We start from the raw sequence: 25,111 nt of genomic DNA, 5'->3' as shown, positions 1-25,111 counted from the left end.
GACAAGAGTCCGTAACACCTCCAGGAGCCCCTCATGAGCGCACTTCCTCAGGAGCGCCGCGTCGTCACCGCCATCCCCGGCCCGAAGTCGCAGGAGCTGCAGGCCCGCCGTACCGCCGCGGTCGCGCAGGGCGTGGGCTCCGTGCTGCCCGTGTTCACCGCGCGTGCGGGCGGCGGCATCATCGAGGACGTCGACGGCAACCGCCTCATCGACTTCGGCTCCGGCATCGCCGTGACCTCCGTCGGCGCGTCCGCCGAGGCCGTCGTACGCCGGGCCACCGCGCAGCTCGCCGACTTCACCCACACCTGTTTCATGGTCACGCCGTACGAGGGCTACGTCGCCGTCGCCGAGGCCCTGGCCGAGCTGACGCCGGGTGACCACGCCAAGAAGTCGGCGCTGTTCAACTCCGGTGCCGAGGCCGTCGAGAACGCCGTCAAGATCGCCCGTGCGTACACCAAGCGCCAGGCCGTCGTCGTCTTCGACCACGGCTACCACGGCCGCACCAACCTCACGATGGCGCTGACCGCGAAGAACATGCCGTACAAGCACGGCTTCGGCCCGTTCGCGCCCGAGGTCTACCGCGTGCCGGTCGCCTACGGCTACCGCTGGCCGACCGGTCCGGAGAACGCCGGTCCCGAGGCCGCCGCGCAGGCCATCGACCAGATCACCAAGCAGGTCGGCCCGGAGAACGTCGCCGCGATCATCATCGAGCCGGTGCTCGGCGAGGGCGGCTTCATCGAGCCGGCCAAGGGCTTCCTGCCGGCGGTCCGTCAGTTCGCCGCCGACAACGGCATCGTCTTCGTCGCCGACGAGATCCAGTCCGGGTTCTGCCGTACCGGTCAGTGGTTCGCGTGCGAGGACGAGGGCATCGTCCCGGACCTGATCACGACCGCGAAGGGCATCGCCGGCGGTCTCCCGCTCGCCGCCGTGACCGGCCGCGCCGAGATCATGGACGCCGCGCACGCGGGCGGCCTGGGCGGCACCTACGGCGGCAACCCGGTCGCGTGTGCCGGTGCGCTCGGCTCCATCGAGACGATGAAGGAGCTGGACCTCAACGCCAGGGCGAAGCAGATCGAGGCCACCATGAAGGCCCGCCTCACCGCAATGGCCGAGAAGTTCGACATCATCGGCGACGTGCGTGGCCGTGGCGCCATGATCGCGATCGAGCTGGTCAAGGACCGGGCGACGAAGGAGCCGAACCCGGAGGCGACCGCCGCGCTCGCCAAGGCCTGCCACCAGGAGGGCCTGCTGGTCCTGACCTGTGGCACCTACGGCAACGTGCTGCGCTTCCTGCCCCCGCTGGTGATCGGCGACGAGCTCCTGGGCGAGGGCCTCGACATCATCGAGCAGGCATTCGCCCGCATCTGAGGTCACTGCAAAACCACTGGTGAGCGACAGGTCCCCGCTCCGGGAACCCCATCCGCCCCAGCCCTGACACCGCTCGCGGTTCCGGGGCTGGGGCGGCTACCGTCAGAGCGTGTGAAGAAGGTGTGCGAGGTGGATGGCAGGACGCGATTCCGCCTGTCTTACGCCGTCGCCCTGTCGTAGGTTCTAACCAGATGAGAGATACACCCCGCCCAGAGGGGACTCTGGGTGACATCAGGCCGAGGCCTCCCCAGCTTCGACCTGGTCGTGCCCTCGCGCACACAACCGGGGCTTCCGGCTCCGGATCTCCTCACCGATCGGACAGTCGCCCGCCCCAAACCCCCCGGGGCGCGCGACCATCCGATCCGGACGGCCGCCTCGGAACCACCCCCCCTGTTCCGGGGCGGCCGACCTCCCTCTCTCTCCTTCTCGGGCTTCCGGCCCTTCTCTTCGCGCTCATCACCTGGCAGGTGGTGGCCGACGGCCCGCTGGCCGACCTCGACGAGGCGGCCAGCCGGGTCCTGATCCACCCGGACCGCCTCTCCGAACTCCTCGCGGACCTGGGCAATGTGCAGGTCGCGGTGCCGGTGCTGGGCGCGGTCCTGGCGTACGTCACCTGGCGGGCCCGCCGCCGTGCCGGTACAGACCACTGGTGGTGGCCGGCCGCCGCGGCCGCCGCCCTCATGGCTCTGGTCCCGGCCCTGATAGTCCCCCTCAAGGAACTGACGGACCGCCCCGGCACCCCGGTCGTGCCACCCGGCACCGGCTACTACCCGTCCGGCCACACGGCCACCGCCGCCGTCGCCTACGGGGCCGCGACGATGCTGCTCCTCCCGTGGCTGACCTCCGTACTCGCCCGCCGAGCCCTCCTCGCCACCTGCGCTGTCCTCAACCTCGGCGTCGGCTTCGGACTGGTCCGGCGCGGCTACCACTGGCCACTGGACGTACTGGCCAGTTGGTCCCTGTGCGCGGTGCTGCTCGCCCTGCTGTGGCTGTTCCTGCGCAGGAACGCTCCTGCCGAACGGCGCTAGTCCTCGCGGTACTCCGCCAAATCGGTGCGCCCTCGGCCCTCACCACTACACCCCGGACAAACGCCCCTGTGCCCCCGCACCCCTACCGTGGACCACGACACACCAGGACACCCCCAACGCGGAAGGGCCGGGACTCCACTATGACTTCCACCCACGCCTTCTGGCTCGCCGGCCGCCAGGTCAGCGGCGAGGACAGCTTCGATGTCACCTCCCCGTGGGACGGGCGGGTCGTCGGCAAGGTGAGCGTGCCGACGGACGCGCAGATCGAGGAGGCCGTGGCCGCCGCGTACGCCGTCCGGGACGAGTTCGCCGCGACCCCGGCCCATGTGCGCGCCGCCGCCCTCGACCACGTCAGCAGGCGGCTCGCCGAGCGGACCGAGGAGATCGCCCAGCTGATCTCCGCCGAGAACGGCAAGCCCGTCAAGTGGGCCCGCGGCGAGGTCGGCCGTGCCGTGTCCGTGTTCCGGTTCGCGGCCGAGGAGGCCCGGCGGTTCAACGGGGGAGATGCCCAGCGGCTGGACACCGACCTCGGCGGTCAGGGCCGGCTCGCCTTCACCCGGCGCTTCCCCAAGGGCGTCGTGCTCGGCATCGCACCGTTCAACTTCCCGCTGAACCTGTGCGCCCACAAGATCGCCCCGGCCATCGCCGCCGGCGCGCCGATCATCCTCAAGCCCGCCCCGGCCACCCCGCTGTCCGGGCTGGTCATCGGTGAGCTGCTCGCCGAGACCGAGCTGCCCGCCGGCTCCTGGAGCATCCTCCCGGTCCCCAACGACCGGATGCCCGCGCTCGTCCAGGACCCGCGCCTGCCCGTGATCTCCTTCACCGGCTCCGAGACGGTCGGCTACGCGATCATGGACTCGGTGCCGCGCAAGCACTGCACCCTGGAGCTGGGCGGCAACGGCGCGGCGGTCGTGCTCGGCGACTTCGCCTCCGACGAGGACCTCGACTGGGCCGCCGGCCGCATCGCCACCTTCTCCAACTACCAGGGCGGCCAGTCCTGCATCTCCGTACAACGAGTGATCGCGGACGCGTCCGTGCACGACCGCCTCCTGCCGCGTATCGTCGCCGCCGTCGAGGCGCAGGTCACCGGTGACCCGAGCGACGACGCCACCGACGTCGGGCCACTGGTCAGCGAGGACGCCGCCAAGCGCGTCGAGACCTGGGTGGACGAGGCCGTGGCCGCCGGGGCCGCCCTCCTCACCGGCGGCAAGCGCGACGGCGCATCCTACGCGCCGACCGTCCTCACCGACGTACCGTCCGACGTCACCCTTGCCTGCGAGGAGGTCTTCGGACCCGTCCTCACCGTGCAGAAGGTCGACGGGGAGGCCGCCGCCTTCGCCGCCGTCAACGACTCCAAGTACGGCCTCCAGGCAGGGGTGTTCACCCGTGACCTGCAGACCGCCTTCCGGGCCCACCGGGCGCTGGAGGTCGGCGGTGTCGTCATCGGCGACGTTCCCTCCTACCGCGCCGACCAGATGCCGTACGGCGGTGCCAAGCAGTCCGGCGTCGGCCGCGAGGGCGTGAGGTTCGCGATGGACGACTACACCTACGAGCGGGTGATGGTCCTCACCGGCCTCGCCCTCTGAGCGAGCCCGCATCACCTCTGGCTAATGGGAACCATTTTCAGATAGGATCCCCGAAGGGGTCCGGCACCGATGCCTTCCGGTGCCGGGCCCCTTCTCTGTGTCGGCCTCGTCCGGACCCTCAACCGGAGAAGCCGACATGCGCGAGCCGCAGTGGGCCGCGCAGCCTGATGTGGACGTCGCGGACGCCCTCGGCGATGATCTCGGCGCTCAGCGTCGAGTAGTCGTACGGGCTCGCGTCCGCCGCCTTGGACGTCAGTACGGCGAGCGCCGGGCCGCCGTCCAGCGAGATCTCGACCACGCCGTCGCCGGAGATGCTCGCCGTCATCTCCGCGACGCCGTCCCCGAAGTCGCAGTCACGGTAGACCAGTTCTCCCGACCTGCCCTGCGCGGCCGTCACCGCGTCGCCCGACGTCTTCGTGCGGTCGACGATCGCGACGCCGCTCTGCTCGTCGAAGTCGGCCGCGCTCAGACCGCGTTGGAGGACCGGGCGGGGTGCCGGTGCCTCGCCGTCCAGGAGCACGGTCGTCCGCAGCCGGATGTCCTCACTGGAGGCACCGGCCAGCAGCTCGTACGGGCCCGGCTCGCGGCGCCATCCGCCCCGCGTCACGTCCCAGAAGTCGAAGGTGCGCAACGGGACTTCGAAGCTCAGCTCCCGCCGCTCGCCGGGTTCCAGGCGCACCCGGTCGTGTGCCACCAGCTCGCGGCGCGGGCGCGGCACCGTCGGGTCCACGGCGCGCGTGTAGAGCTGCGCGACCTCGTCGGCCGTCACGTCGCCGGTGTTGGTGACCGTGAAGGAGACGTGCAGTGCCTCGTCCGTCACGCCGGTGTCCAGGTCGGCGTAGGAGAAGGTCGCGTACGACAGGCCGTGGCCGAACGGGAACAGGGGGGTGCCCTCGAAGTACAGGTACGTCTGGCGGGCCCCGATCACGTCGTAGTCGAGGAGGTCGGGCAGCTCGGCGTCGTCGGCGTACCAGGTCTGCGGGAGGCGGCCGGCGGGGGAGACGTCGCCGGCCAGGACGCGGGCCAGGGCGGTGCCGGCCGCCTGGCCGCCGTGGGACGTCCACAGCATCGCCGGCAGGGACGCGTGGTCGACGGCGTACGGGTACGCCGACACCAGCGCCAGCACCGTGTTCGGGTTGGCCGCGCGGGCGGCGCGCAGCAGGCGCTCCTGGTGGGCGGGGAGGGCGAGTGTCGTACGGTCCTCGGTCTCGCGGCCGTTGATGTGCGGGTCGTTGCCCGCGACCACCAGGACCGCGTCGGCCCGCGAGGTGATCCGCGTTACTGCGTCCTCGCCCCGTTCGACGACGACGAGCTCGAAGATTTCCGGATTCGCTTCGGCAACCCTGACGCCGTCGGCGGCGACTGAGACGTGGCGACCCGTACCGATGTGCCGGAGGAGGTGTCCGTTCTCGTGCGGTTCCAGGCGGAATGTCTCCTGGACGACCCAGCCTCCGGGCTGGTCGGCGGAGGCGCGGACGCGGCCGTCCTCGGCGACCGAGAGGTAGCGGCCGTCGGGGGCACGCAGGGTCAGCACGCCCTCGCCCCAGTCGACAAGGGCGAGTTCGGTGCCGGCCGGGTCGGTGGTGAGCGGCGGCAGGTCCGTACGGCCGGCGAGCAGGGCCGGGTCGAGGGCGCCCTCGGCGCCGCGCACCTCGTCGGCGGCGTCGGCCTCGGGGACGTGCAGGAAGGCTCCGGCCGAGGTCTTCAGCAGGACGCGGTCCACGCCCTCCGCGAACTCCACACGCTCCGCGCCGAACCGCTCGTACACGCCCTCCAGCGGGGTCGAGCGGTGGATGAGCGTGCCGCTGTACCAGTCGAGCTTGCACTCGTCGGCGAGCAGCCCGACCACCGCGAGCCGGGTGTCCGGGGCGAGCGGCAGCAGGCCACCGCTGTTCTTGAGCAGGACGACCGACTGCTCCGCCGCCTCCTGGGCGAGGGCGCGGTGGGCCGGGGTGTCGAAGTCCCTGGTCAGCGCGTGCGGGTCGTACTCCGGGTCGAACTCGCCGAGCCGGAAGCGGACCGAGAGCTGGCGGCGGACCGCCGTGTCGATGTCCGCCTCGGTCAGCAGACCCTTGTCGAGGGCGCCGCGCACCCGTGCGGTGATCTTCGAGCTGTCGGTGCCGTGGTCGGTGAAGCTGTCGACGCCGGCCAGCAGCGCGGCGGCCGTCGCCTCCTCGTGGGTGTCGAAGTAGTGCTCGGAGTCGACCAGGTTGGACGGCGCGCCCGCGTCCGAGCAGACGAGGAGGTCCTCGTCGGTCCAGGTGCGCAGGTGCTCGCGCAGATACGGGGAGACGTGGTTGGGGCGGCCGTTGACCAGGTTGTACGCCGGCATCACCCCGGCCGTCGCGCCCGCCTCGACCGTCTCGCGGAACGCGCGCAGGTCGTACTCGTGCAGCACGCGCGGGCGCACCGAGGAGGACGTGACGTCGCGGCCGGTCTCGTTGTTGTGCGCCAGCCAGTGCTTCAGGACGGGCGCGGTACGCCAGTACGTCGGGTGGTCGCCCCGCAGGCCACGGGTGTACGCGGTGGCGATGGCCGAGGTGAGCTTCGGGTCCTCGGAGTAGCCCTCCTCGTTGCGGCCCCACAGGGGGTGGCGCAGGAGGTTGACGGTGGGGGACCAGACGTTCAGGCCCACGCGGTCGTCCCGGGCGCGCATCGCGCGGGTCTCCTTGGAGACAGCCTCGCCGACACGTCGTACGAGATCCGTGTTCCAGGTCGCGCCGAGGCCGACCGCCTGGGGGAAGACGGTGGCCGGACCCATCCAGGCCACCCCGTGCAGCGCCTCCTGCCCGGTGCGGAACCCGGCGACGCCCAGTCGCTCGACGGCGGGCGTGAACTGGTGCAGGAATCCGATCTTTTCGTCGAGGGTGAGCCGCGACAGAAGGTCGTCGATGCGCTTCGCGAACGGCAGCTGCGGATCGCGGAACGGCAGCGTGGGCGGCGTGTGTGCGGTCACGTGGGGATCCCCTTGCGATGGATCGGCTTGGTGCTTTCGAAGCGCTTCGATGCTCATTCGACTCAAGGGCGAGTGTCAAGAGATCGACACCGTTACTTCAAGCGGTGCATAAGAAGAGGTCCCTTCTTACACGTCGGAGGATTCTTGGAAGCGACCCTTGTGCACCCATGAGGGTTCACTTAACCTCACAGCAACATCGAAGCGCTTCGACTACGCATCTCGCCGCAGTGGTCGGAGGAGCGCTTCAGCTCAGCCAGTTCCACTCAGACACCGCAGCCGACGGCCCCCGCCGGGTGTCCAGGTGCGCCATGAAGGGTTGACGCAATGACGCCGAACGCCGCCTCCGCCTCCTCCGGACCCAGCCGGAGAAGCTTCCTCGCCTCCACGGCGGTCGCCACCGCAGCGGTGGCGGGAGGGATGCCGCTGCTCTCCGCCTGCGGCGGTTCGGACGGCGGGTCGCGCGAGGGGACCACGTCGGGCAAGAACGCCAAGAAGATCCTGCCGGCCTATGTGGCCAGCAACATCGTGCAGCCGGACATCCCGTCCAAGAACGGCTCCGCGATGGGCTTCACCAGCAAGCTCGACATCGCCACCCTCAAGACGTCGGTGCCGAAGAAGCTCGGCAAGGGCGGCAAGGTCACCATCATGTCGCCGTTCTGGGGCTCGCCGCCCAGGCAGAACAACCCCTACTACACGTCGATGAACGACCTGATCGGCGTCGACGTCCAGTGGCGGAACCAGGACGGCAACACCTACGACCAGAAGCTCGGCGCGGTCCTCGCCTCCAGCGAAGTCCCGGACGTGGTGGTCGTCCCCGGCTGGAACATGATGGGCAAGATACCCAGCGCCATCATCAGCAAGTTCGCCGACCTGGGCCCGTACCTGTCCGGGGACAAGGTCAAGGAGTATCCCAACCTCGCGGCGATCCCCAGCGATGCCTGGCAGCGCTCCATCTTCGGCGGCAAGCTGATGGGCCTGCCGATGCCCGCCGGGTACGTCGGGAACATCGTGCCGCTCTACCGCCAGGACATCTTCGACAAGGAGGGCTACGAAATCCCGCGGTCCGCCGACGAGTTCATGGCCCTGTGCAAGGAGATCACCAACCCCAGGGCCAAGCGGTGGGCCTGCGGCGACATGAAGTGGACCGCGTTCAGCAACTTCGGCGTGCTCGGGGGCGGTGAGAAGCCGCTCTGGTGGAACATGGTCGACGGCAAGCTGATCAACCGCATCGAGACCCCGCAGTACCTGGAAGCCATCGAGTGGACGCGCAAGCTGTTCGCCGCCGGAGTCGTCCACCCCAACTTCAAGCTGGGCAAGAGCCAGATCGCCGACCCGGCCCCCAAGTTCGCCGCCGGCGAGTTCCTGATCTGGAACAACGACATCTCCAACTGGCACGCGCAGCAGGCCTCCTTGAGGGCCCAGAACCCCGACGTCAAGGTCTGGGGCATGGACATCTGGGGCCACGACGGCGGTGACCCGACGCTGTACGCCGTGAACCCGGCCAACATCTTCGCCTTCGTCAACAAGAAGGCCTCCGAGTCCGTCATCCGCGACGCGCTGGCGGTCGCCAACGTCACCGCGGCGCCGTACGGCACCAAGGAGTGGATGATGACCCACTACGGGGTCGAGGGCACCCACTACACGCTCAAGGACGGCGTCCCCGTCAAGAACGACAGGGGCAACAACGAGGTCATCAACGCCTACGTCATGGTCGCGAGCCCTGCCGCGACCCTCGCCTACCCCGACCTCCCGGAATACACCCAGGGCATGGTCGAGTGGCAGCAGCGCATGGGCGCCTTCACCAAGAAGTCGTCCTTCTGGGGCCTGCAGATCACCGAGCCCTCCCGCTACACCAACCTCGCCAACGACTTCGAGCAGCTCGAGGACGACATCATCCGCGGGCACAAGAAGATCAGCGACATGCAGCAGGCCGTCTCCGACTGGAAGAGCAAGGGCGGCGACAAGCTGCGCGACTGGTACAAGAAGCTTCTCGACGAGAACGGTCCGGCGGCGAGCTGACGAGACTCTGAGGCAAGGAGAACGGCTGTGTCCCACAGCACGGTGCCTCGGAGCAAGGCCGAGGCCAGCACACCGGTGAAGACCACGGTGGCGTCCGACGGCGCCACCGGCCCCCGGGAGAAACGAGGCTCGGGCAAGCTGAGCCTGCGGCTCAGGTTCAGACGCGACCGCGTGCTGCTCCTCATGACGCTGCCGGCCGTCCTGCTCCTCCTGGTCTTCAACTACCTGCCGATCCTCGGCAACATCGTCGCCTTCCAGGACTACGACCCCTACATCAGCGACAACGGCATCGTCTCCATGCTCAACAGCCCCTTCGTGGGCATGGAGAACTTCCAGCGGATCTTCGAGGACTCCGCTTTCTGGAACGCCGTCGAGAACACGCTCGTGCTGTTCTTCGTCCAGCTCCTGCTGTTCTTCCCGATCCCGATCCTGCTCGCGCTGCTCATCAACAGCGTGGTCCGGCCCCGGGTGCGCGCGTTCGCGCAGGCCGTTCTCTACCTCCCGCACTTCTTCTCCTGGGTGCTGGTCATCGCTGTCTTCCAGCAGATGTTCGGCGGCGCGGGGATGCTCTCCCAGCTGCTCAGGCAGAACGGGTACGACGGCCTGGATATCATGACCAACCCGGACACCTTCCCCTTCCTGCTCACCGCGCAGAGCGTGTGGAAGGACGCCGGGTGGGGGATCATCATCTTCCTCGCCGCCCTGGCGTCGGTCAGCCCCGACCTGTACGAGGCCGCCGCGATGGACGGCGCCGGACGCTGGCGCCGTATGTGGCACGTCACGCTTCCCGCCCTGCGCCCGGTGATCGCCCTCCTCCTCGTGCTGCGCGTCGGCGACGCCCTGACCGTCGGCTTCGAACAGATCCTGCTGCAACGTGACGGCGTCGGACCGGGCGCGGGGGAGGTGCTCGACACCTTCGTGTGGTGGAACGGCGTGCGCAACCAGGACTTCGGCTACGCGGCCGCCGCCGGTCTCGTCAAGGGCGTGGTCAGCATCGGCCTGGTCCTCGCCGCGAACAAGGTGGCCCATCTCATGGGTGAGCAGGGGGTGTACAAGAAGTGACCGCCGTCATCGACAAACCGGCGAACAAGCCCCGCCGGTGGGCCGCACCCGAGCGCCCGGCGTGGGAGGAGGAGCCGTCCAAGGCCGGCCTAGCGGGCAAGGGCATCGCCCTGACTTTCGCCTGCCTGGCGATCCTCTTCCCGCTGTGGATCGTCGTCGTCACCAGCCTGTCCTCGCGCAAGACGATCGACGAGGCGGGCGGCCTGGTGATGGTGCCCAAGGGCATCACCTTCATCGCCTACGAGGAGCTGCTCAGCGGAGGCCAGGTCACCCGCGCCACGATCGTCAGCATCCTCGTCACCCTGGTCGGCACGCTGTTCTCGATGACGGTGTCGGTCCTCTGTGCCTACGGTCTGTCCCGCAGCGGTTCGCTCGGCCACCGCTGGATCCTGATGACACTGCTGGCGACCATGTTCTTCAGCGCCGGCCTCATCCCCACCTATCTTCTGGTGCAGTCCTTCGGCCTGACGGACACCTATCTCGCGCTGATCCTGCCGAGCGCGATCAGCGTCTTCAACATCCTGGTGCTGCGCGGCTTCTTCATGGGGATCTCGCAGGAACTCATCGACAGCGCACGCATCGACGGCGCCGGGGACCTGCGGATCCTCTGGCAGATCGTCATGCCGCTGTCGCGGGCCGTCCTCGCGGTGATCACGCTGTTCTACGCCGTCGGGTACTGGAGTGCCTGGTTCAACGCGTCCCTGTATCTGAACCAGCAGGACATGATGCCGTTGCAGAACGTCATGATCCAGCTCGTGCAGAAGCAGGAAGCGCCGGTCGGCCTGGGCCAGGCCATCAAGACCGGTCAGCTGTCCGGGCTGGCCATCCAGATGGCGGTCATGGTGATGGCCCTGCTGCCCGTGGCCGTGCTGTCGCCCTTCGTCCAGAAGCATTTCAAGAAGGGCATGCTCACCGGCGCCATCAAGGGCTGAGCCGCACATTCCGACTCCGCCGCGGCCGACCTGCCGCCATCAGCGGTCGGCCGCGGCGGGCCCAAGCTTCCCCTTTCTCCCCACCGCTTTCTCCCCACCGCACGGAACGAGGTATGTCATGCCCGCGTCCGCTCCGAGCCGACGTGCCGTTCTCGCCGGTACCTCGGCGACCGCCGCGCTCACCGCCGTCCCGTGCCTCCCCGGGCGGGCACTGGCCATGGCACCGGCCGCCACCGCCGCGCCGGCCTACCGCTGGCGCAACGCCGTCATCGGCGGCACCGGTTTCATCACCGGCGTTCTCTTCCACCCCGCCGTGCGCGGCCTCGCCTACGCCCGTACCGACATCGGTGGCGCCTACCGCTGGGACGACCGCACCGCCCGCTGGGTCCCGCTGACCGACCACCTCGGTGCGGACGACTGGAACCTCACCGGTGTCGAGGCCATCGCCGTCGACCCCACCCACCCCGACCGCGTCTACCTCGCCCTGGGCACCTACACCCAGTCCTGGGCCGGCAACGGGGCGATCCTGCGGTCCGACGACCGCGGCGCCACCTGGACCCGCGCCGACCTCGGCGTCAAGCTCGGCGCCAACGAGGACGGCCGGGGTACGGGTGAGCGGCTGCTCGTCGATCCGCGGGACAGCAACACTCTGTGGCTGGGAACCCGGCACGACGGGCTGCTCAAGTCGACCGACCGGGGCGCGACTTGGGCAGCCGTGACCGGATTCCCGGGTTCCCCGAGCGCCACCGGGCAGGGCGTCACCTTCCTCGTCGCCGCCGGGCGCATCCTCTACGCCGGCTGGGGCGACGGTGACGGCACGGCCAGTGCCAAGAACCTCTACCGCACCGCCGACGGCACCACCTGGGAAGCCGTCCCCGGCCAGCCCTCCGGCACCGCCGCCAAGGTCCCGATCCGGGCCGCGTACGACCGGTACACCCGCGAGCTGTACGTGACCTACGCCAACGCGCCCGGCCCCAACGGCCAGTCCGACGGCAGCGTGCACAAGCTCTGCACCCTCAACGGCAAGTGGACCGAGGTCACGCCGGTCAAGCCGGGCGGGACCGCAGCCGACGGATCCGCCGACGCCTTCGGGTACGGGGGTGTCGCCGTCGACGCCCGCCGGCCCGGCACCGTCGTCGTCTCCACCAACAACCGGTGGGCGGAGATCGACACCCTGTACCGGACGACCGACGGCGGCCGCACCTGGACGTCCCTGAAGGACACGGCCGTCCTCGACGTCTCCGAGACCCCCTACCTCAAGTGGGGCCAGGACAAGCCGAAGTTCGGCTGGTGGATCCAGGCCCTCGCCCTCGACCCGTACGACTCGCGGCACATCGTCTACGGCACCGGCGCCACCCTCTACGGCACCCGGGACCTGAGGAACTGGGCCCCGCAGATCCGCGGCCTGGAGGAGACGTCCGTGCGCATGCTGATCTCGCCCCCGGTCGGGGAGGCGCATCTGATCAGCGGGAACGGGGACATCGGTGTGATGTACCACGAGTCGCTCACGGCATCGCCCTCGCGCGGCATGGCGTCGAACCCCGTCTTCGGGTCGGCTGCGGGGCTCGCCCAGGCCGCGGCCAAGCCGGCGTACGTCGTCCGTACCGGCTGGGGCGACAACGGCAACGGCGCCTACTCGAACGACGGCGGGCAGACCTGGGCGCCCTTCAAGGCTCAGCCCTCCCTCGCCAAGGACGCGCCCGGGCCGATCGCCACCAACGCCGACGGCAGCGTGCTGCTCTGGGTGTTCGTGCACTGGGACGGCACGAAGTACCCCGCCTACCGCTCCGCGGACAACGGCGCCACCTGGTCCGAGGTCACCTCCTTCCCGAAGGGCGCCACGCCGGTCGCCGACCCGGCCGACCCGACGCTCTTCTACGCGTACGACACCGACACAGGAACGCTACTCGCCAGCACTGACAGTGGCCGTACCTTCACCGCCCGTGCGACCGGACTGCCCTCCGGCGACAGCCAGTTCAAGCTGGTCACGGCGCCGGGCAGATCCGGCGACCTGTGGCTGAGCGCCAAAGGGGAGGGCCTGCACCGGTCCACCGACGGCGGCGAGAGCTTCTCGAAGATCGCCGGCGTCGGGGCCTCGGAGTGTCTCGGTTTCGGCAGGGCCGCGGACGGCGCCGACTACCCCGCGATCTACCAGGTGGGCACGATCGGGGCCGTCACCGGCGTCCACCGCTCCGACGACGGGGCCAGAACCTGGGTGCGGATCAACGACGACCGGCACCAGTGGGGCTGGATCGGCACGGCCGTCATCGGCGACCCGCGCATCCACGGCCGCGTCTACCTCGCCACCAACGGACGCGGCGTCCAGTACGGAGACCCGGTGTGATGCCCGAATCGCAACGACCGACCCTCGCCGACGCCACCCGCGGCCGCCTCCTCTTCGGCGGCGACTACAACCCGGAGCAGTGGCCCGAGGAGACCTGGCACGAGGACGTCCGCCTGATGAAGGAGGCCGGGATCAACTCGGTCACCCTCGGCGTCTTCTCCTGGGCGAAGCTCGAACCCCGGCCGGGGGAGCGGAACTTCGGCTGGCTGGACCGGCTGATGGACCTGATGCACGCAGGCGGCATCGGCGTCGTCCTCGCCACGCCCACCTCCTCGCCGCCGCCGTGGATGGGGCGCCTGCACCCCGAGACACTGCCGCGCGACGAGGACGGGCGCACCGAGTGGTGGGGCTCCCGCCAGCACTTCTCCCACTCCAGCGCCACCTACCGCCGCTACGCCGCCGCCATCACCGAGGACCTCGCCGCCCGCTACGGCAGCCACCCGGCCCTGCGGATGTGGCACATCAACAACGAGTACTGCACCTATGACTGGGGCGACGAGGCCGAGGCCGCCTTCCGCCGCTGGCTGCAGAACAGGTACGGCACGCTCGACGCGCTCAACGAGGCCTGGGGGACCGCCTTCTGGAGCCAGGGCTACGGCGACTGGTATGAGGTCCTGCCGCCGCGCCGGGCGCACTACATGAAGAACCCCACGCAGGTGCTGGACTTCAAGCGGTTCACGTCCGACGCGCTGCTGGAGTGCTACCTCGCCGAACGGGACATCGTCGCCCGGCACACCCCGCACATCCCGGTGACCACCAACTTCATGGCGGTGTGGCAGGGCCTGGACGCCTGGACCTGGGCCGAGCAGGAGGACGTCGTGTCGATCGACGTCTATCCGGACCCGAGGGATCCGTTCGGCGGGCAGTCCGGCGCGCTGGTCCATGACATGACCCGCTCGCAGGCCCGCGGCGGACCCTGGATGGTCATGGAGCAGGCCGCCGGACCGGTCAACTGGCGCGGGGTCAACCACCCCAAACCGGCCGGCCTCAACCGCCTGTGGTCCCTCCAGGCCGTCGCCCGCGGCGCCGACGCCGTCTGCTACTTCCAGTGGCGGCAGTCCCGGCAGGGCTCGGAGAAGTTCCACTCCGGGATGGTCAGCCATGCCGGGGAGCACGGCCGTACCTTCCAGGAGGTCAAGCGGATCGGCGGCGAACTCGCGCAGTTGAGCGAGAAGGTGGCCGACAGCCGGGTCGAGGCCGCCGAGGTCGCCCTACTCCTCGACTGGAACGCCTGGTGGGCGAGCCAGCAGGACGGGCGGCTGTCCTCCGAGGCCGACCATCCGCAGGTCGTCCGCGCCTGGCACCGCGCCCTGTGGGAGGCGAACACCACCGTCGACTTCGCCCACCCCGAGCACGACCTGTCCGCCTACAAGCTGGTCGTCGTCCCGCAGCTGTACCTGATGACGGACGCCGCGATCGGCAACCTCGTCGCGTACGTCAACGCAGGCGGCACCCTCGTCGCCGGCTTCCAGACCGGTATCGCCGACGAGGACGACCGTGTGCGTCCCGGTGGGATGGACGTACGGCTGCGCGAGCTGTTCGGCATCCGCGTGCTGCACGAGTGGTGGCCGCTCGACGCGGGCGAGAAGGCCGACGTCGAGGGCTTCCACGGGACCCTGTGGTCCGAGGAGATCGAGGCGGCGGACGACGTGGAGGCCGTCATCCCTTACAAGGGCGGCGAGTTGGACGGACTCCCGGCCGTCCTGCGCAAGGGCCGCGCCTGGTACGTCTCGACCCTCCCCGAGCCGCACGTGTTGCGCACGCTCCTCGTCGACATCGCCGCTGAAGCAGGCGTACGGCCGACCCTCGCGGGGCTCCCGGCCGGGGTGGAGGCCGTACGGCGGGGCGGGCTGCTGTTCCTGCTCAACCATGGGCGCGACGGCGTCACCGTGCCGGTGCCGGGCCGCCACCGCGACCTGCTGACCGGCGCGGACGTCACCGACACCATGGAATTGGGCCGGTACGGGGTTGCCGTGCTGGAGTTGGCGCCATGAGCCCTACGAGCCCCGGCAGTCCCAGCCCCGTATCCCCGGCGTCCGAGCCGACCGCCCCCGTGCACGGCACCTGGGAACCCGCCCCCGCCGGCCGCTGGGAGGACGCGTTCCTGAGCGGGAACGGCCGGCACGGCGTCATGGTGTTCGGTGATCCGAACGACGACCGGGTGATTGTGAACCACCACACCCTGGTCCGCCCCAACGGCGGCGAACACGCTCGTCCGCCCGCGCTCGCCGCCGAACTCCCGTCCCTCCAGGACAAGTTGCTCGCCGGAGACGTGACAGCGGCCGAGCGCTTCACCGACGGGCGGGAGCTGCAGTGGGTGCAGCCCTTCCATCCCGCCTTCCAGATACGACTGCGCCGCCCGGCCGCCGACACCTCCGGCTACCGCCGGTCCGTCGACTTCGCCACCGGCATCACGCACGCGCAGTGCACGGACTGGAGCAGCCGGGTCTTCGTCTCCCGCGCGGACGACGTGGTCGTCCAGCAGGTCGAGGCGGCCGACCTCGTCGTCACCCTCGACCACCGGCTCCCGGGCGCCCCCGCCGCACTCATGGTCGGCCAGAGCATCGTCCGCGCCTCCGAGGGGGCCCTCCTCACCCTCCGCGTCCGCTACCCCGACAGCGACCGTGCCTACACCGGCATGACCCTGGTCGTGCCGACGGGCGGCCGTACCGCGCTCGTCCCGCCGGGCGCACGCGTCACCGGAGCCGCATCCGTCCTCCTCCTGACCCGGGTCGTGCGACACATCGGCGAACTGGACACGGCGACCCACGTCGAAGCCCTGCACGACCTGCTCACCGAGTCCGGCGCGTTCGCCCACCTCCTCGACCGCCACACCCTGCTCCACCGCGCCGCCTACGAACGCGTGACCCTCGACCTGTGCGCGAACCCCGCCGAACGCGCTCTGCCCGGGTCGGAGTTGGTCAGCCGCACCAAGAGTCCGGCCCTCCTGGAACGCCTCTTCGCAGCGGGCCGCTACCACCTCCTCTCCGCCTCCGGCATGCTCCCGCCCCGCCTGACCGGCCTGTGGACCGGCGACTGGGACACGGCGTGGTCGGGCGCCTTCACCACCGACGCCAACCTCAACCTCCAGACCGCATCGGCCGCCGCAGCCGCGCTCCCGGAGGTCACGGAGGCCCACGCCACCCTGATCCACGGCCAGGTGGCCCACTGGCGTGACAACGCCCGCGCGATCTTCGGCACCCGTGGCGTCGTGGCCCCCGCCCACACCGACGGCGAGTCCGGGCACCTCTACCACTTCAACCGCGAGTACCCCCTTCACCTGTGGACCGCCGGTACCGACTGGCTGCTCAAGCCCCTCGTCGACCACGACGAGACACGCGGCGACCGCGACCCGCGCACCGCCGCCGTCCTCGCCGAACTGGCCAGGTTCTACGAGGACTTCCTCACCCGGACCGACGACGACGGGCATCTCGTCGTCGTCCCCTCCTACTCACCCGAGAACCGCCCGGCCAACGCGAGCTGGGGCACGATCAACGCCGCCATGGACCTCTCCGCGGCCCGGCACGCCCTGCTCACGGCCGCCCAGTACCACCCGGACACCCCGGACGCCGGCCGCTGGCGCGCCCTCGCCGACCGCCTCCCCCCGCACCGGATCAACGAGGACGGCGCCCTCGCCGAATGGGCCTGGCCCGGCCTGGCGGACACCTACGACCACCGTCACCTCAGCCACCTCTACGGCGTCTGGCCGCTCGACGAGATCACCCCGTACGACACCCCCCACCTCGCGGCGGCCGCCCACCGCGCCCTCGAACTGCGGGGCGCCGAGAACGACTCCGCGCACGGCCACCTCCACCACGCCCTGATCGCGGCCCGCCTCCGGGACGCCGACCGGGTCGCCCAAGCCCTCGACCAGGTCCTGGGCGGCGACTTCTTCCACGCCTCCCTGATGAGCTCCCACTACCCGAACCGCAGCGTCTACAACGCGGACGCCGCGCACACCCTGCCCGCCGTACTGATCGAGATGCTCGTGCAGTCGACCCCGGACCGCCTGGTCCTGCTGCCCGCGCTGCCCCCCACCCTCCCGGAGGGCCGCCTCCGGGGCGTACGCACGCGGTTCGGCGCGGAGGTCGATCTGAGCTGGACGCGCGACGGGGCGACGGCGGTCGTGAGGCCGTCCCGCACCGTCCGCGTCGAAATCCGGACTTCATCCGGCGACGACGGCGACACACAGCCGCTCGACCTCGTCGCCGGAGAAGACCACGTCCTCGCGTTGGGGGCGTGGTAATCCCCCCGCATTTCCCCCCACCCATGGAAAGGGACACCATGGCAAAGAGCGCACTGCGCAAGATAACCATGGCGGTGCTGGCCCCGGCGATGGCCCTCGGCGCGACCGTCGGACTCGCCTCCGCCCCCGCCTCGGCCGCCGTCTGGAACACCTGCGACCAGTGGGGCAGCACGAACCTGAACGGCTACACGCTCTACAACAACATCTGGGGCTCCGGCGCCGGTAGCCAATGCACCTGGGCCAACTCCGGCACCAACTGGGGTGTCTGGGCCAACCACCCCAACACCGGCGGCATCAAGTCCTACCCCAACTCGACGAAGGCGATCAACAAGTCGATCGCGTCTCTCGGCTGGCTCACCAGCGACTACAACGTCAGCGTCCCGTCGTCCGGCGCGTACAACACGGCGTACGACATCTGGGACACCGACCACCAGTACGAGATCATGCTCTGGGTCAACCACAACGGAGCCGTCGGCCCGATCGGCGGCTACGACAGCACCGTCACGCTCGGCGGCCACAACTGGAACGTCTACCGGGGCACCAACGGGGCGAACCAGGTGTTCTCGTTCCTGCGGACATCCGACTCCAACTCCGGCACGGTGGACATCAAGCCGATCCTCCAGTGGCTCGCCTACACCAAGGGCTGGATGTCCAGCAACGAGACCATCGGTGACGTCCAGTTCGGCTATGAGATCACCTCGTCGTCCGGCGGACTCAACTTCAACACCAACAACCTGACCATCAACGGTGGCTGATGCGACATCAGGGCCGGGGTCGGTCCGCGTCCTCCTCAGGCGCGGTCGACCTCGGCCCGCAGCGCGTTGTAGCCGGCGAAGGCCGACTCGACCTCGGCACGGGTCAGGCCGTAGCGGGCCAGGTCGTACCGGTGCGGGCGGCTGCCCTTCGGGCGGGCGACGGCCTCGGGCAGCCTGGCCGCCTCGGCGTCGGTCCAGCGGGCGCCGACGGCCGAGTACAGCTTGGGGGCGCCGGCGGCCGGATCGGAGCCGAGCCAGGAGTACGGGGCGTCCACCAACTGCTCCGGGGGGATGGCGGCACGGGCCGCCATGCCGCGCGTCATGGCCCGGCTCAACAGGCCGAGCCAGGTGGCGCCGATGCCGGGCAGGTCGAGCGGGCGGGAGCTGACGGCCATGCCGTGCTCGATCAGGCTGCAGAAGGACGCCACGGCGGTGACCGGGTCACGGTGGCACCAGACGATCGTGGCGTCGGGGAACACCGTGCGCAGGGCGTCCAGGTTCTCCAGGTGCATGGGGGACTTCAGCACCCAGCGGCGGCGCGGACGGCCGTACTGCAAGACCTGGTAGACCTGTTTGAGATACCGGTAGTCGGGGACGAAGTCCCGCGCGCAGTGCCAGTCCCGGTACTCGGGGATACGGGCCTGGGAGAACGGCATCAGGGCGTGCGGGAGCGCGAACGTGCACTCCTCCGGACCCTCGGCCACCATCGCGTGGATGTCCCGGAAGCGCGGCGCGAAGAGGTCCGTGCCCTGGACCATCCGACGCCCGGTCGTGATCGCCTTCCGCCGCTGCCGGGGCGGCAACTCCAGGTCGGGCGCCAGCAGTTCCCACAGCAGCGGGCTGCGGTGATCGTCCGACAGCGACAGGACGGCGTGCGTGACCGTGGTCGCGGTGCGCGGCAGCCCCACCACGAACACCGGCTTCTCGACCGGCTCCCGCTCGATCTCCGGGTGCTCGGCGATCAGCCGCCGGATGCGGGCCCGGTTGGCGAGATGCCGGCGTACATGCGCCTGCGCCGACTGCCAGCCGACCGGCGTGAGCCGTTCGGCCTTCGCCCACCAGCCCAGCAGCGAACGGAAGCCGTCGACGAACTGCTCGTCACCGGGCGCCTCCCCGGCTTCCGCGGCGATCCTGTCGAAGACCCGGTCGGGATCGCGCCGGGAGCCGAAGCCGGGGCGCAGCAGCGCATTGGCGAGGGTGAGAGTGAGCGGAGACGAGGACATGCAGGGAACCTATCTCGTCGAACTGGCCGAGGCCGTAAGGAAGTTGGCCGAACATGCGGAGGGGGTGGCCGGAAGACCTCCACCCGCCGGCCACCCCCTCCCGCACGGCTACTCCGCTACAGGCAGCCGCGCCCCGTCCCGCAGGAACAGCGGGATGCGGTCCAGCGGGGCGTCGACCGTCACGGTCGTACCGCCCTCGTACGTCTCACCGGTCCACGCGTCCGTCCAGTCGGCGCCCGCCGGGAGATACGCCGTGCGGGCCGTCGCGCCCGCCGTCAGCACCGGCGCGACCAGCAGATCGCGGCCGAAGAGGTAGGCGTCGTCCACCGACCAGGCCGCCTGGTCCTCCGGGAACTCCAGGAACAGCGGCCGCATCACCGGCAGGCCCTCCTCGTGGGCCTCCCGCATGACCTCGAGCACGTACGGCTTCAGGCGCTCGCGCAGCCGCAGGTACTTCTCCAGGATCGCGCCGGCCTCCTCGCCGTACGACCACACCTCGTTCGGACCGCCGGTCATCTCCGGGCCGAGCGGCATGCCCGGGTCGCGGAAGCCGTGCAGGCGCATCAGCGGGGACAGGGCGCCGAACTGGAACCAGCGGACCATCACCTCGCGGTACGCCGGGTCGTCCGGGTCGCCGCCGTGGAAGCCGCCGATGTCGGTGTTCCACCAGGGGATGCCGGACAGCGCGGTGTTGAGTCCGGCGGCGATCTGGCGGCGCAGGGTCGGGAAGTCGGTGCCGATGTCGCCGGACCACAGGGCGGCGCCGTAGCGCTGGCTGCCCGCCCAGGCCGAGCGGTTGAGGGTGATCACCTCGTCCTCGCCGGACGCGCGCAGGCCCTCGTAGAAGGTGCGGGAGTTCTCGGCCGGGTAGCTGTTGCCGACCTCCAGGCCGGGGCCCGACCAGTAGCGCAGGTTCTCCTGGAAGCCGGGCTTCAGCTCCGGCTCGCAGGCGTCCAGCCAGAAGGCGGTGATGCCGTACGGGACAAGGTAGTTGTCCCGCACCCGCGACCACACGAACTCGCGGGCATCCGGGTTGGTGGCGTCGTAGAACGCCACCTGCACGGTGGAGGCCACCTCCTTGTCGGGCCAGTCGGCGTGCGCCATCGGCCCGTACTGGGTGCCGATGAAGTAGCCGCGCTGCTCCATGACGGGGTGGTTCTCGGAGAGCGGCGAGACCGAAGGCCAGACACTGACCACCAGCTTGATGCCGAGCTCGTCCAGCTCACGCACCATCGCCGCCGGGTCCGGCCACTCCTTCGGGTCGAACTTCCACTCGCCGAGGTGCGTCCAGTGGAAGAAGTCGCAGACGATCGCGGAGATCGGCAGACCGCGGCGCTTGTACTCCCGTGCCACGGCGAGGAGTTCGTCCTGGGTGCGGTAGCGCAGCTTGCACTGCCAGAAGCCCGCCGCCCACTGAGGCAGCATCGGCGTACGGCCGGTCACCGCGCTGTAGCGGCGCTGGCCGTCGGCCGGGGTGCCCGCGGTGATCCAGTAGTCGATCTGGCGGGCGGAGTCGGCGACCCACCGGGTGCCGTTGTGCGCGAGCTCCACGCGGCCGATCGCCGGGTTGTTCCACAGCAGCGTGTAGCCGCGGCTGGAGGACAGGACCGGGATGCCGACCTCGGCGTTGCGCTGGACGAGGTCGAGGACCAGGCCCTTCTGGTCGAACCGTCCGTGCTGGTGCTGGCCGAGGCCGTACAGCTTCTCGTCGTCGTACGCGGCGAAGCGCTGCTCCAGGCGGTGGTAGCCGTTGCCGACGGCGGTGTACAGGCGCGGTCCCGGCCACCAGAAGTGGGCGCGAGCCTCTGCGAGGAGCTCGGCGGAGTCATCCGTGCGCACGAAGCGGATCAGGCCCTCGGCGTCGACGTGAACGGTCAGGGCGCCCACCGTCAACTGCGCCTCTGCGTCACCGATCTTGACCGAGCTCGCCGTGGCCGCAGGCTCGTCCAGAAGGGCACCCGGCAGCCCGTCGAGGATCGGTCCACCGAGCCGGGTACGCACCCGGACTGCGTCCGGCCCCCATGGCTCGACGCGAACGGTCTCCTGGCGGCCGCTCCACTCGAGCGCGCCGTCCCGCTCGCGGAACGTGCCGACGGTGGGGGACGACTGCGCGAGACTGACCTTGGGCTGGTTTTCGGCAGGCTGATACACGAGGCGTGCTCCTGGAGGAAAGCAGACAGGAAAGCAGACAGGGACGTGCGTACAAGCACGTGAAGCAAAGGGCGTCAGGACGCCGACGGCGCCGGTCCCGTACTCGCCCGGACCGTCAACTCGGGTGCGATCAACAGGACTTCGTCGCTCCCGCGCCCGTCCAGCTTGGCCACCAGCTGCTCCACGGCATGCCGGCCCATCTCCTGCGCGGGGATGGAGACGGACGTCAGCCGCACCGAGGCCTGGGTGGCGACCTGGTCGGGGCAGATGCCGACCACCGACACGTCCTCGGGCACGGCACGGCCCTGCTGGCGCAGCAGGGCGAGCAGCGGCTCCACCGCCGACTCGTTCTGCACGACGAAACCGGTGGTGCCGGCGCGCTCGTCGAGGATCCGGGCGAGGGTGACGGCCATCGCGTCGTACCCGCCCTCGCACGGCCGGTGCAGCAGCCGCATGCCCAACTCCTGGGAACGCAGCCGGAGTCCGTCGAGCGTCCGCTCGGCGAAGCCGGTGTGCCGTTCGTAGACGGCCGGGGCCTCTCCGATGACAGCGATGTCGCGGTGCCCCAGCATCGCCAGATGCTCCACGCACAGCGCGCCGGTCGCCTTGAAGTCGAGATCCACGCAGGTCAGCCCGGTGGTGTCGGCGGGCAGCCCGATCAGCACGGACGGCTGGTCGGTGCCGCGCAGCAGCGGCAGCCGCTCGTCGTCCAGCTGGACGTCCATCAGGATCATCGCGTCGGCGAGCCCGCTGCCGGTGACGCGGCGGACGGCGTCGGGGCCCTCCTCGCCGGTCAGCAGCAGGACGTCGTAGCCGTGGGTGCGGGCCGTGGTGGCCACCGCGATGGCGATCTCCATCATCACCGGCACATACATGTCGGTGCGCAGCGGGATCATCAGCGCGATGATGTTCGACCTGCTGCTGGCCAGGGCGCGGGCGCCCGCGTTCGGGTGGTAGCCGAGCTCGCGGATGCTCTGCTCGACCCGCTGCCGGGTGGTCGCGGAGATCGACCGCTTGCCGCTGAGGACATAGCTCACCGTGCTCGCCGAGACTCCGGCGTGCTGGGCGACCTCGGCGAGGGTGACCATCCAGCTCTCCAAGCTTTGTGAAGCGCTTCGACAGTGCGCGGTGGGTACAGGGGTGGGTGTGAGGGTGGTTCGACACTAGCTCTGGCGCGCGCGGGTGTCCATAGGTTGTCGAAGCGCTTCGACAGCTTTTCTCGTACGAGAGTGCCGGCGCCGTGGGGGCAACCTGCGGGGCGGGGTCGGCGGCCACCGAGGATCGCACACGAACCGTCCCCCGGAAGCATCCCATCGAGTCCGGCAGCGAGGTCATCGGCTGAACGGCTGCACGCAGGGTGGTGGGGTCGCCCGGAATCGGGTACATACGATCGGGTAGCACCCGTCGGTAACCAAACGGCCCATGATCCCGATTCACGGCGAGGTGAGCCTCATGTCCGCAGCACCCACGTCGTCCTCCGGACGCCCTACTGTCACCGAACGTGAGGCCCGCCAGGTGGCTGAGGCGGCCCGGCAACAGGAATGGCGCAAGCCCAGCTTCGCCAAGGAACTGTTCCTCGGCCGCTTCCGCCTCGACCTCATCCACCCCCACCCGATGCCCACCGACGAGGCCGCCCAGCGCGGCGAGGAGTTCCTCGCCAAACTGCGCGACTTCGTCGAGACGAAGGTCGACGGCGCCCTGATCGAGCGCGAGTCCCGGATCCCCGACGAGGTGATCAACGGGCTCAAGGAACTCGGCGCCTTCGGCATGAAGATCGACACCAAGTACGGCGGTCTCGGCCTCACCCAGGTCTACTACAACAAGGCCCTCACCCTGGCCGGCTCGGCGTCCCCCGCGATCGGCGTGCTGCTCTCGGCCCACCAGTCGATCGGCGTACCCCAACCGCTCAAGCTGTTCGGCACCCCCGAGCAGAAGGAACGGTTCCTGCCGCGCTGCGCCCGCACCGACATCAGCGCCTTCCTGCTCACCGAGCCCGACGTCGGCTCCGACCCGGCCCGCCTCGCCACCACCGCCGTACCGGACGGGGACGACTACATCCTCGACGGGGTCAAGCTCTGGACGACCAACGGGGTGGTCGCCGACCTCCTCGTCGTCATGGCGCGCGTGCCCAAGTCGGAAGCCCACAAGGGAGGCATCACCGCCTTCGTCGTGGAGACCAACTCGCCCGGCATCACCGTCGAGAACCGCAACGCCTTCATGGGCCTGCGCGGCATCGAGAACGGCGTCACCCGCTTCCACCAGGTCCGCGTCCCGGCGGCGAACCGGATCGGCCCCGAGGGCGCCGGCCTGAAGATCGCGCTCACCACGCTGAACACCGGACGTCTCTCGCTCCCCGCCTCCTGCGTCGCGGCCGGCAAGTGGTGCCTGAAGATCGCCCGCGAATGGTCGGCGGCCCGCGAGCAGTGGGGCAAGCCCATCTCCCACCACGAGGCCGTCGGCTCGAAGATCTCCTTCATCGCGGCCACCACCTTCGCCCTGGAGGCCGTCACCGACCTCGCCTCGCAGATGGCCGACGAGGACCGCAACGACATCCGCATCGAAGGCGCACTCGCCAAGCTGTACGCCTCCGAGATGGGCTGGCTCATCGCCGACGAACTCGTCCAGATCCGCGGCGGCCGAGGCTTCGAGACCGCCGAGTCGCTCCGGGCCCGCGGCGAGCGCGGCGTCCCCGCCGAGCAGGTCCTGCGCGACCTGCGCATCAACCGCATCTTCGAGGGCTCGACGGAGATCATGCACCTCCTCATCGCCCGCGAGGCCGTCGACGCCCACCTCTCGGTCGCCGGCGACCTCATCGACCCCGACAAGTCCCTCCAGGACAAGGCCAAGGCGGGCGCGAACGCCGGTGTCTTCTACGCCAAGTGGCTGCCGAAGCTGGTGGCGGGCCAGGGGCAACTGCCGTACTCATACGGCGAGTTCAAACGCGGAGTCGACCTCTCGCCGCATCTGCGCTACGTCGAACGCACTTCCCGCAAGCTCGCCCGCTCCACCTTCTACGGCATGTCCCGCTGGCAGGGGCGGATGGAGACCAAGCAGGGCTTCCTGGGCCGTGTCGTCGACATCGGCGCCGAGCTGTTCGCCATGAGCGCGGTCTGCGTCCGCGCCGAGCACCTGCGCGGCCAGGGCGAGCACGGCTGCGAGGCCTACCAGCTCGCCGACGCCTTCTGCCGCCAGGCACGCCTGCGCGTGGAGGAGCTGTTCGGCCGCCTGTGGTCCAACACCGACGACCTCGACCGCAAGGTCGTCAAGGGCGTGATGTCGGGCACGTACGAGTGGCTGGAGAGCGGCATCGTCGACCCGTCGGACGACGGCGGCGTGTGGATCGCCGACGCGACCCCGGGCCCGTCGCAGCGGGAGAACGTGCACCGTCCGATTCGCTGAGGCGCGGGCAGCTGAGGCGATCAGGCGGAAATAGAGTCCACC

15 protein-coding genes are annotated in these 25,111 nt (G+C 70.2%); 11 read left to right on the top strand and 4 right to left on the bottom strand.

Annotated elements, in window-relative coordinates:
* Positions 1-33 precede the first annotated feature (33 nt).
* The 3 genes from gabT (at position 34) to IF78_RS0125545 (ending at position 3,982) form a co-directional block, all read left to right on the top strand.
* Positions 34-1,368 (top strand): 4-aminobutyrate--2-oxoglutarate transaminase, encoded by a 1,335-nt coding sequence (gabT, locus tag IF78_RS0125555; protein WP_031484999.1) that lies wholly within the window; start codon positions 34-36, stop codon positions 1,366-1,368.
* A 221-nt stretch (positions 1,369-1,589) separates the two neighbouring features.
* Entirely contained in the window at positions 1,590-2,396 is an 807-nt protein-coding gene (locus IF78_RS0125550; RefSeq protein ID WP_234439900.1) for a phosphatase PAP2 family protein, read from the top strand.
* A gap of 140 nt (positions 2,397-2,536) precedes the next feature.
* Positions 2,537-3,982 carry an aldehyde dehydrogenase family protein gene (locus tag IF78_RS0125545; RefSeq protein WP_031484996.1) on the top strand — a complete coding sequence of 482 codons (1,446 nt, stop codon included), beginning with the start codon at positions 2,537-2,539 and terminating at the stop codon, positions 3,980-3,982.
* A gap of 118 nt (positions 3,983-4,100) precedes the next feature.
* On the opposite strand, the gene IF78_RS0125540 is transcribed toward IF78_RS0125545, so the two are convergent.
* Positions 4,101-6,938: a glycoside hydrolase family 3 C-terminal domain-containing protein gene (locus IF78_RS0125540; RefSeq protein ID WP_031484993.1), complete on the bottom strand. Its 2,838-nt coding sequence runs from the start codon at positions 6,936-6,938 to the stop codon at positions 4,101-4,103.
* A 324-nt stretch (positions 6,939-7,262) separates the two neighbouring features.
* Between IF78_RS0125540 and IF78_RS0125535 the strand changes: the two genes are divergently transcribed.
* From IF78_RS0125535 to IF78_RS0125505, 7 genes are all read left to right on the top strand, one after another.
* Positions 7,263-8,957 (top strand): extracellular solute-binding protein, encoded by a 1,695-nt coding sequence (locus tag IF78_RS0125535; protein WP_031484991.1) that lies wholly within the window; start codon positions 7,263-7,265, stop codon positions 8,955-8,957.
* A 27-nt stretch (positions 8,958-8,984) separates the two neighbouring features.
* The gene (locus IF78_RS0125530) at positions 8,985-10,019 is read left to right on the top strand and encodes an ABC transporter permease (protein WP_031484989.1); all 1,035 of its coding nucleotides are present in this window, start codon (positions 8,985-8,987) and stop codon (positions 10,017-10,019) included.
* Complete coding sequence (locus IF78_RS0125525; RefSeq protein ID WP_031484987.1) at positions 10,016-10,951, top strand: carbohydrate ABC transporter permease; 936 nt, start codon at positions 10,016-10,018, stop codon at positions 10,949-10,951. Before IF78_RS0125530 ends, IF78_RS0125525 begins: the two co-directional genes overlap by 4 nt.
* 118 nt (positions 10,952-11,069) lie before the next feature.
* On the top strand, positions 11,070-13,295 hold the full coding sequence (locus IF78_RS0125520; RefSeq protein WP_031484985.1) for a sialidase family protein: 2,226 nt from the start codon (positions 11,070-11,072) through the stop codon (positions 13,293-13,295).
* On the top strand, positions 13,295-15,289 hold the full coding sequence (locus IF78_RS0125515) for a beta-galactosidase (protein WP_031484983.1): 1,995 nt from the start codon (positions 13,295-13,297) through the stop codon (positions 15,287-15,289). Before IF78_RS0125520 ends, IF78_RS0125515 begins: the two co-directional genes overlap by 1 nt.
* Positions 15,286-17,541: a glycosyl hydrolase family 95 catalytic domain-containing protein gene (locus tag IF78_RS0125510; RefSeq protein ID WP_051828165.1), complete on the top strand. Its 2,256-nt coding sequence runs from the start codon at positions 15,286-15,288 to the stop codon at positions 17,539-17,541. Before IF78_RS0125515 ends, IF78_RS0125510 begins: the two co-directional genes overlap by 4 nt.
* A 38-nt stretch (positions 17,542-17,579) precedes the next feature.
* Positions 17,580-18,296, top strand: coding sequence for a glycoside hydrolase family 12 protein (locus IF78_RS0125505; RefSeq protein ID WP_031484979.1), 717 nt, complete (start codon positions 17,580-17,582; stop codon positions 18,294-18,296).
* A gap of 35 nt (positions 18,297-18,331) precedes the next feature.
* Here the strand turns inward: IF78_RS0125505 and IF78_RS0125500 are convergent, their stop codons facing one another.
* The 3 genes from IF78_RS0125500 to IF78_RS0125490 form a co-directional block, all read right to left on the bottom strand.
* Entirely contained in the window at positions 18,332-19,519 is a 1,188-nt protein-coding gene (locus tag IF78_RS0125500; RefSeq protein ID WP_031484977.1) for a sulfotransferase family protein, read from the bottom strand.
* Between the two features lie 108 nt (positions 19,520-19,627).
* On the bottom strand, positions 19,628-21,670 hold the full coding sequence (locus IF78_RS0125495) for a glycoside hydrolase family 31 protein (protein ID WP_031484975.1): 2,043 nt from the start codon (positions 21,668-21,670) through the stop codon (positions 19,628-19,630).
* Between the two features lie 74 nt (positions 21,671-21,744).
* A complete protein-coding gene (locus tag IF78_RS0125490; RefSeq protein ID WP_031484973.1) occupies positions 21,745-22,758 on the bottom strand; it encodes a LacI family DNA-binding transcriptional regulator in 1,014 nt (337 codons plus the stop codon).
* 364 nt (positions 22,759-23,122) lie between these two features.
* Between IF78_RS0125490 and IF78_RS0125485 the strand changes: the two genes are divergently transcribed.
* Positions 23,123-25,069 (top strand): acyl-CoA dehydrogenase family protein, encoded by a 1,947-nt coding sequence (locus IF78_RS0125485; RefSeq protein WP_031484971.1) that lies wholly within the window; start codon positions 23,123-23,125, stop codon positions 25,067-25,069.
* Positions 25,070-25,111 lie beyond the last annotated feature (42 nt).

Source organism: Streptomyces bicolor, from assembly GCF_000719285.1.
GTDB classification, from domain to species: domain Bacteria; phylum Actinomycetota; class Actinomycetes; order Streptomycetales; family Streptomycetaceae; genus Streptomyces; species Streptomyces bicolor.
The sequence above is the reverse complement of the archived record's forward strand: the minus strand, read 5'-3'. Positions and strand labels throughout refer to the sequence as shown.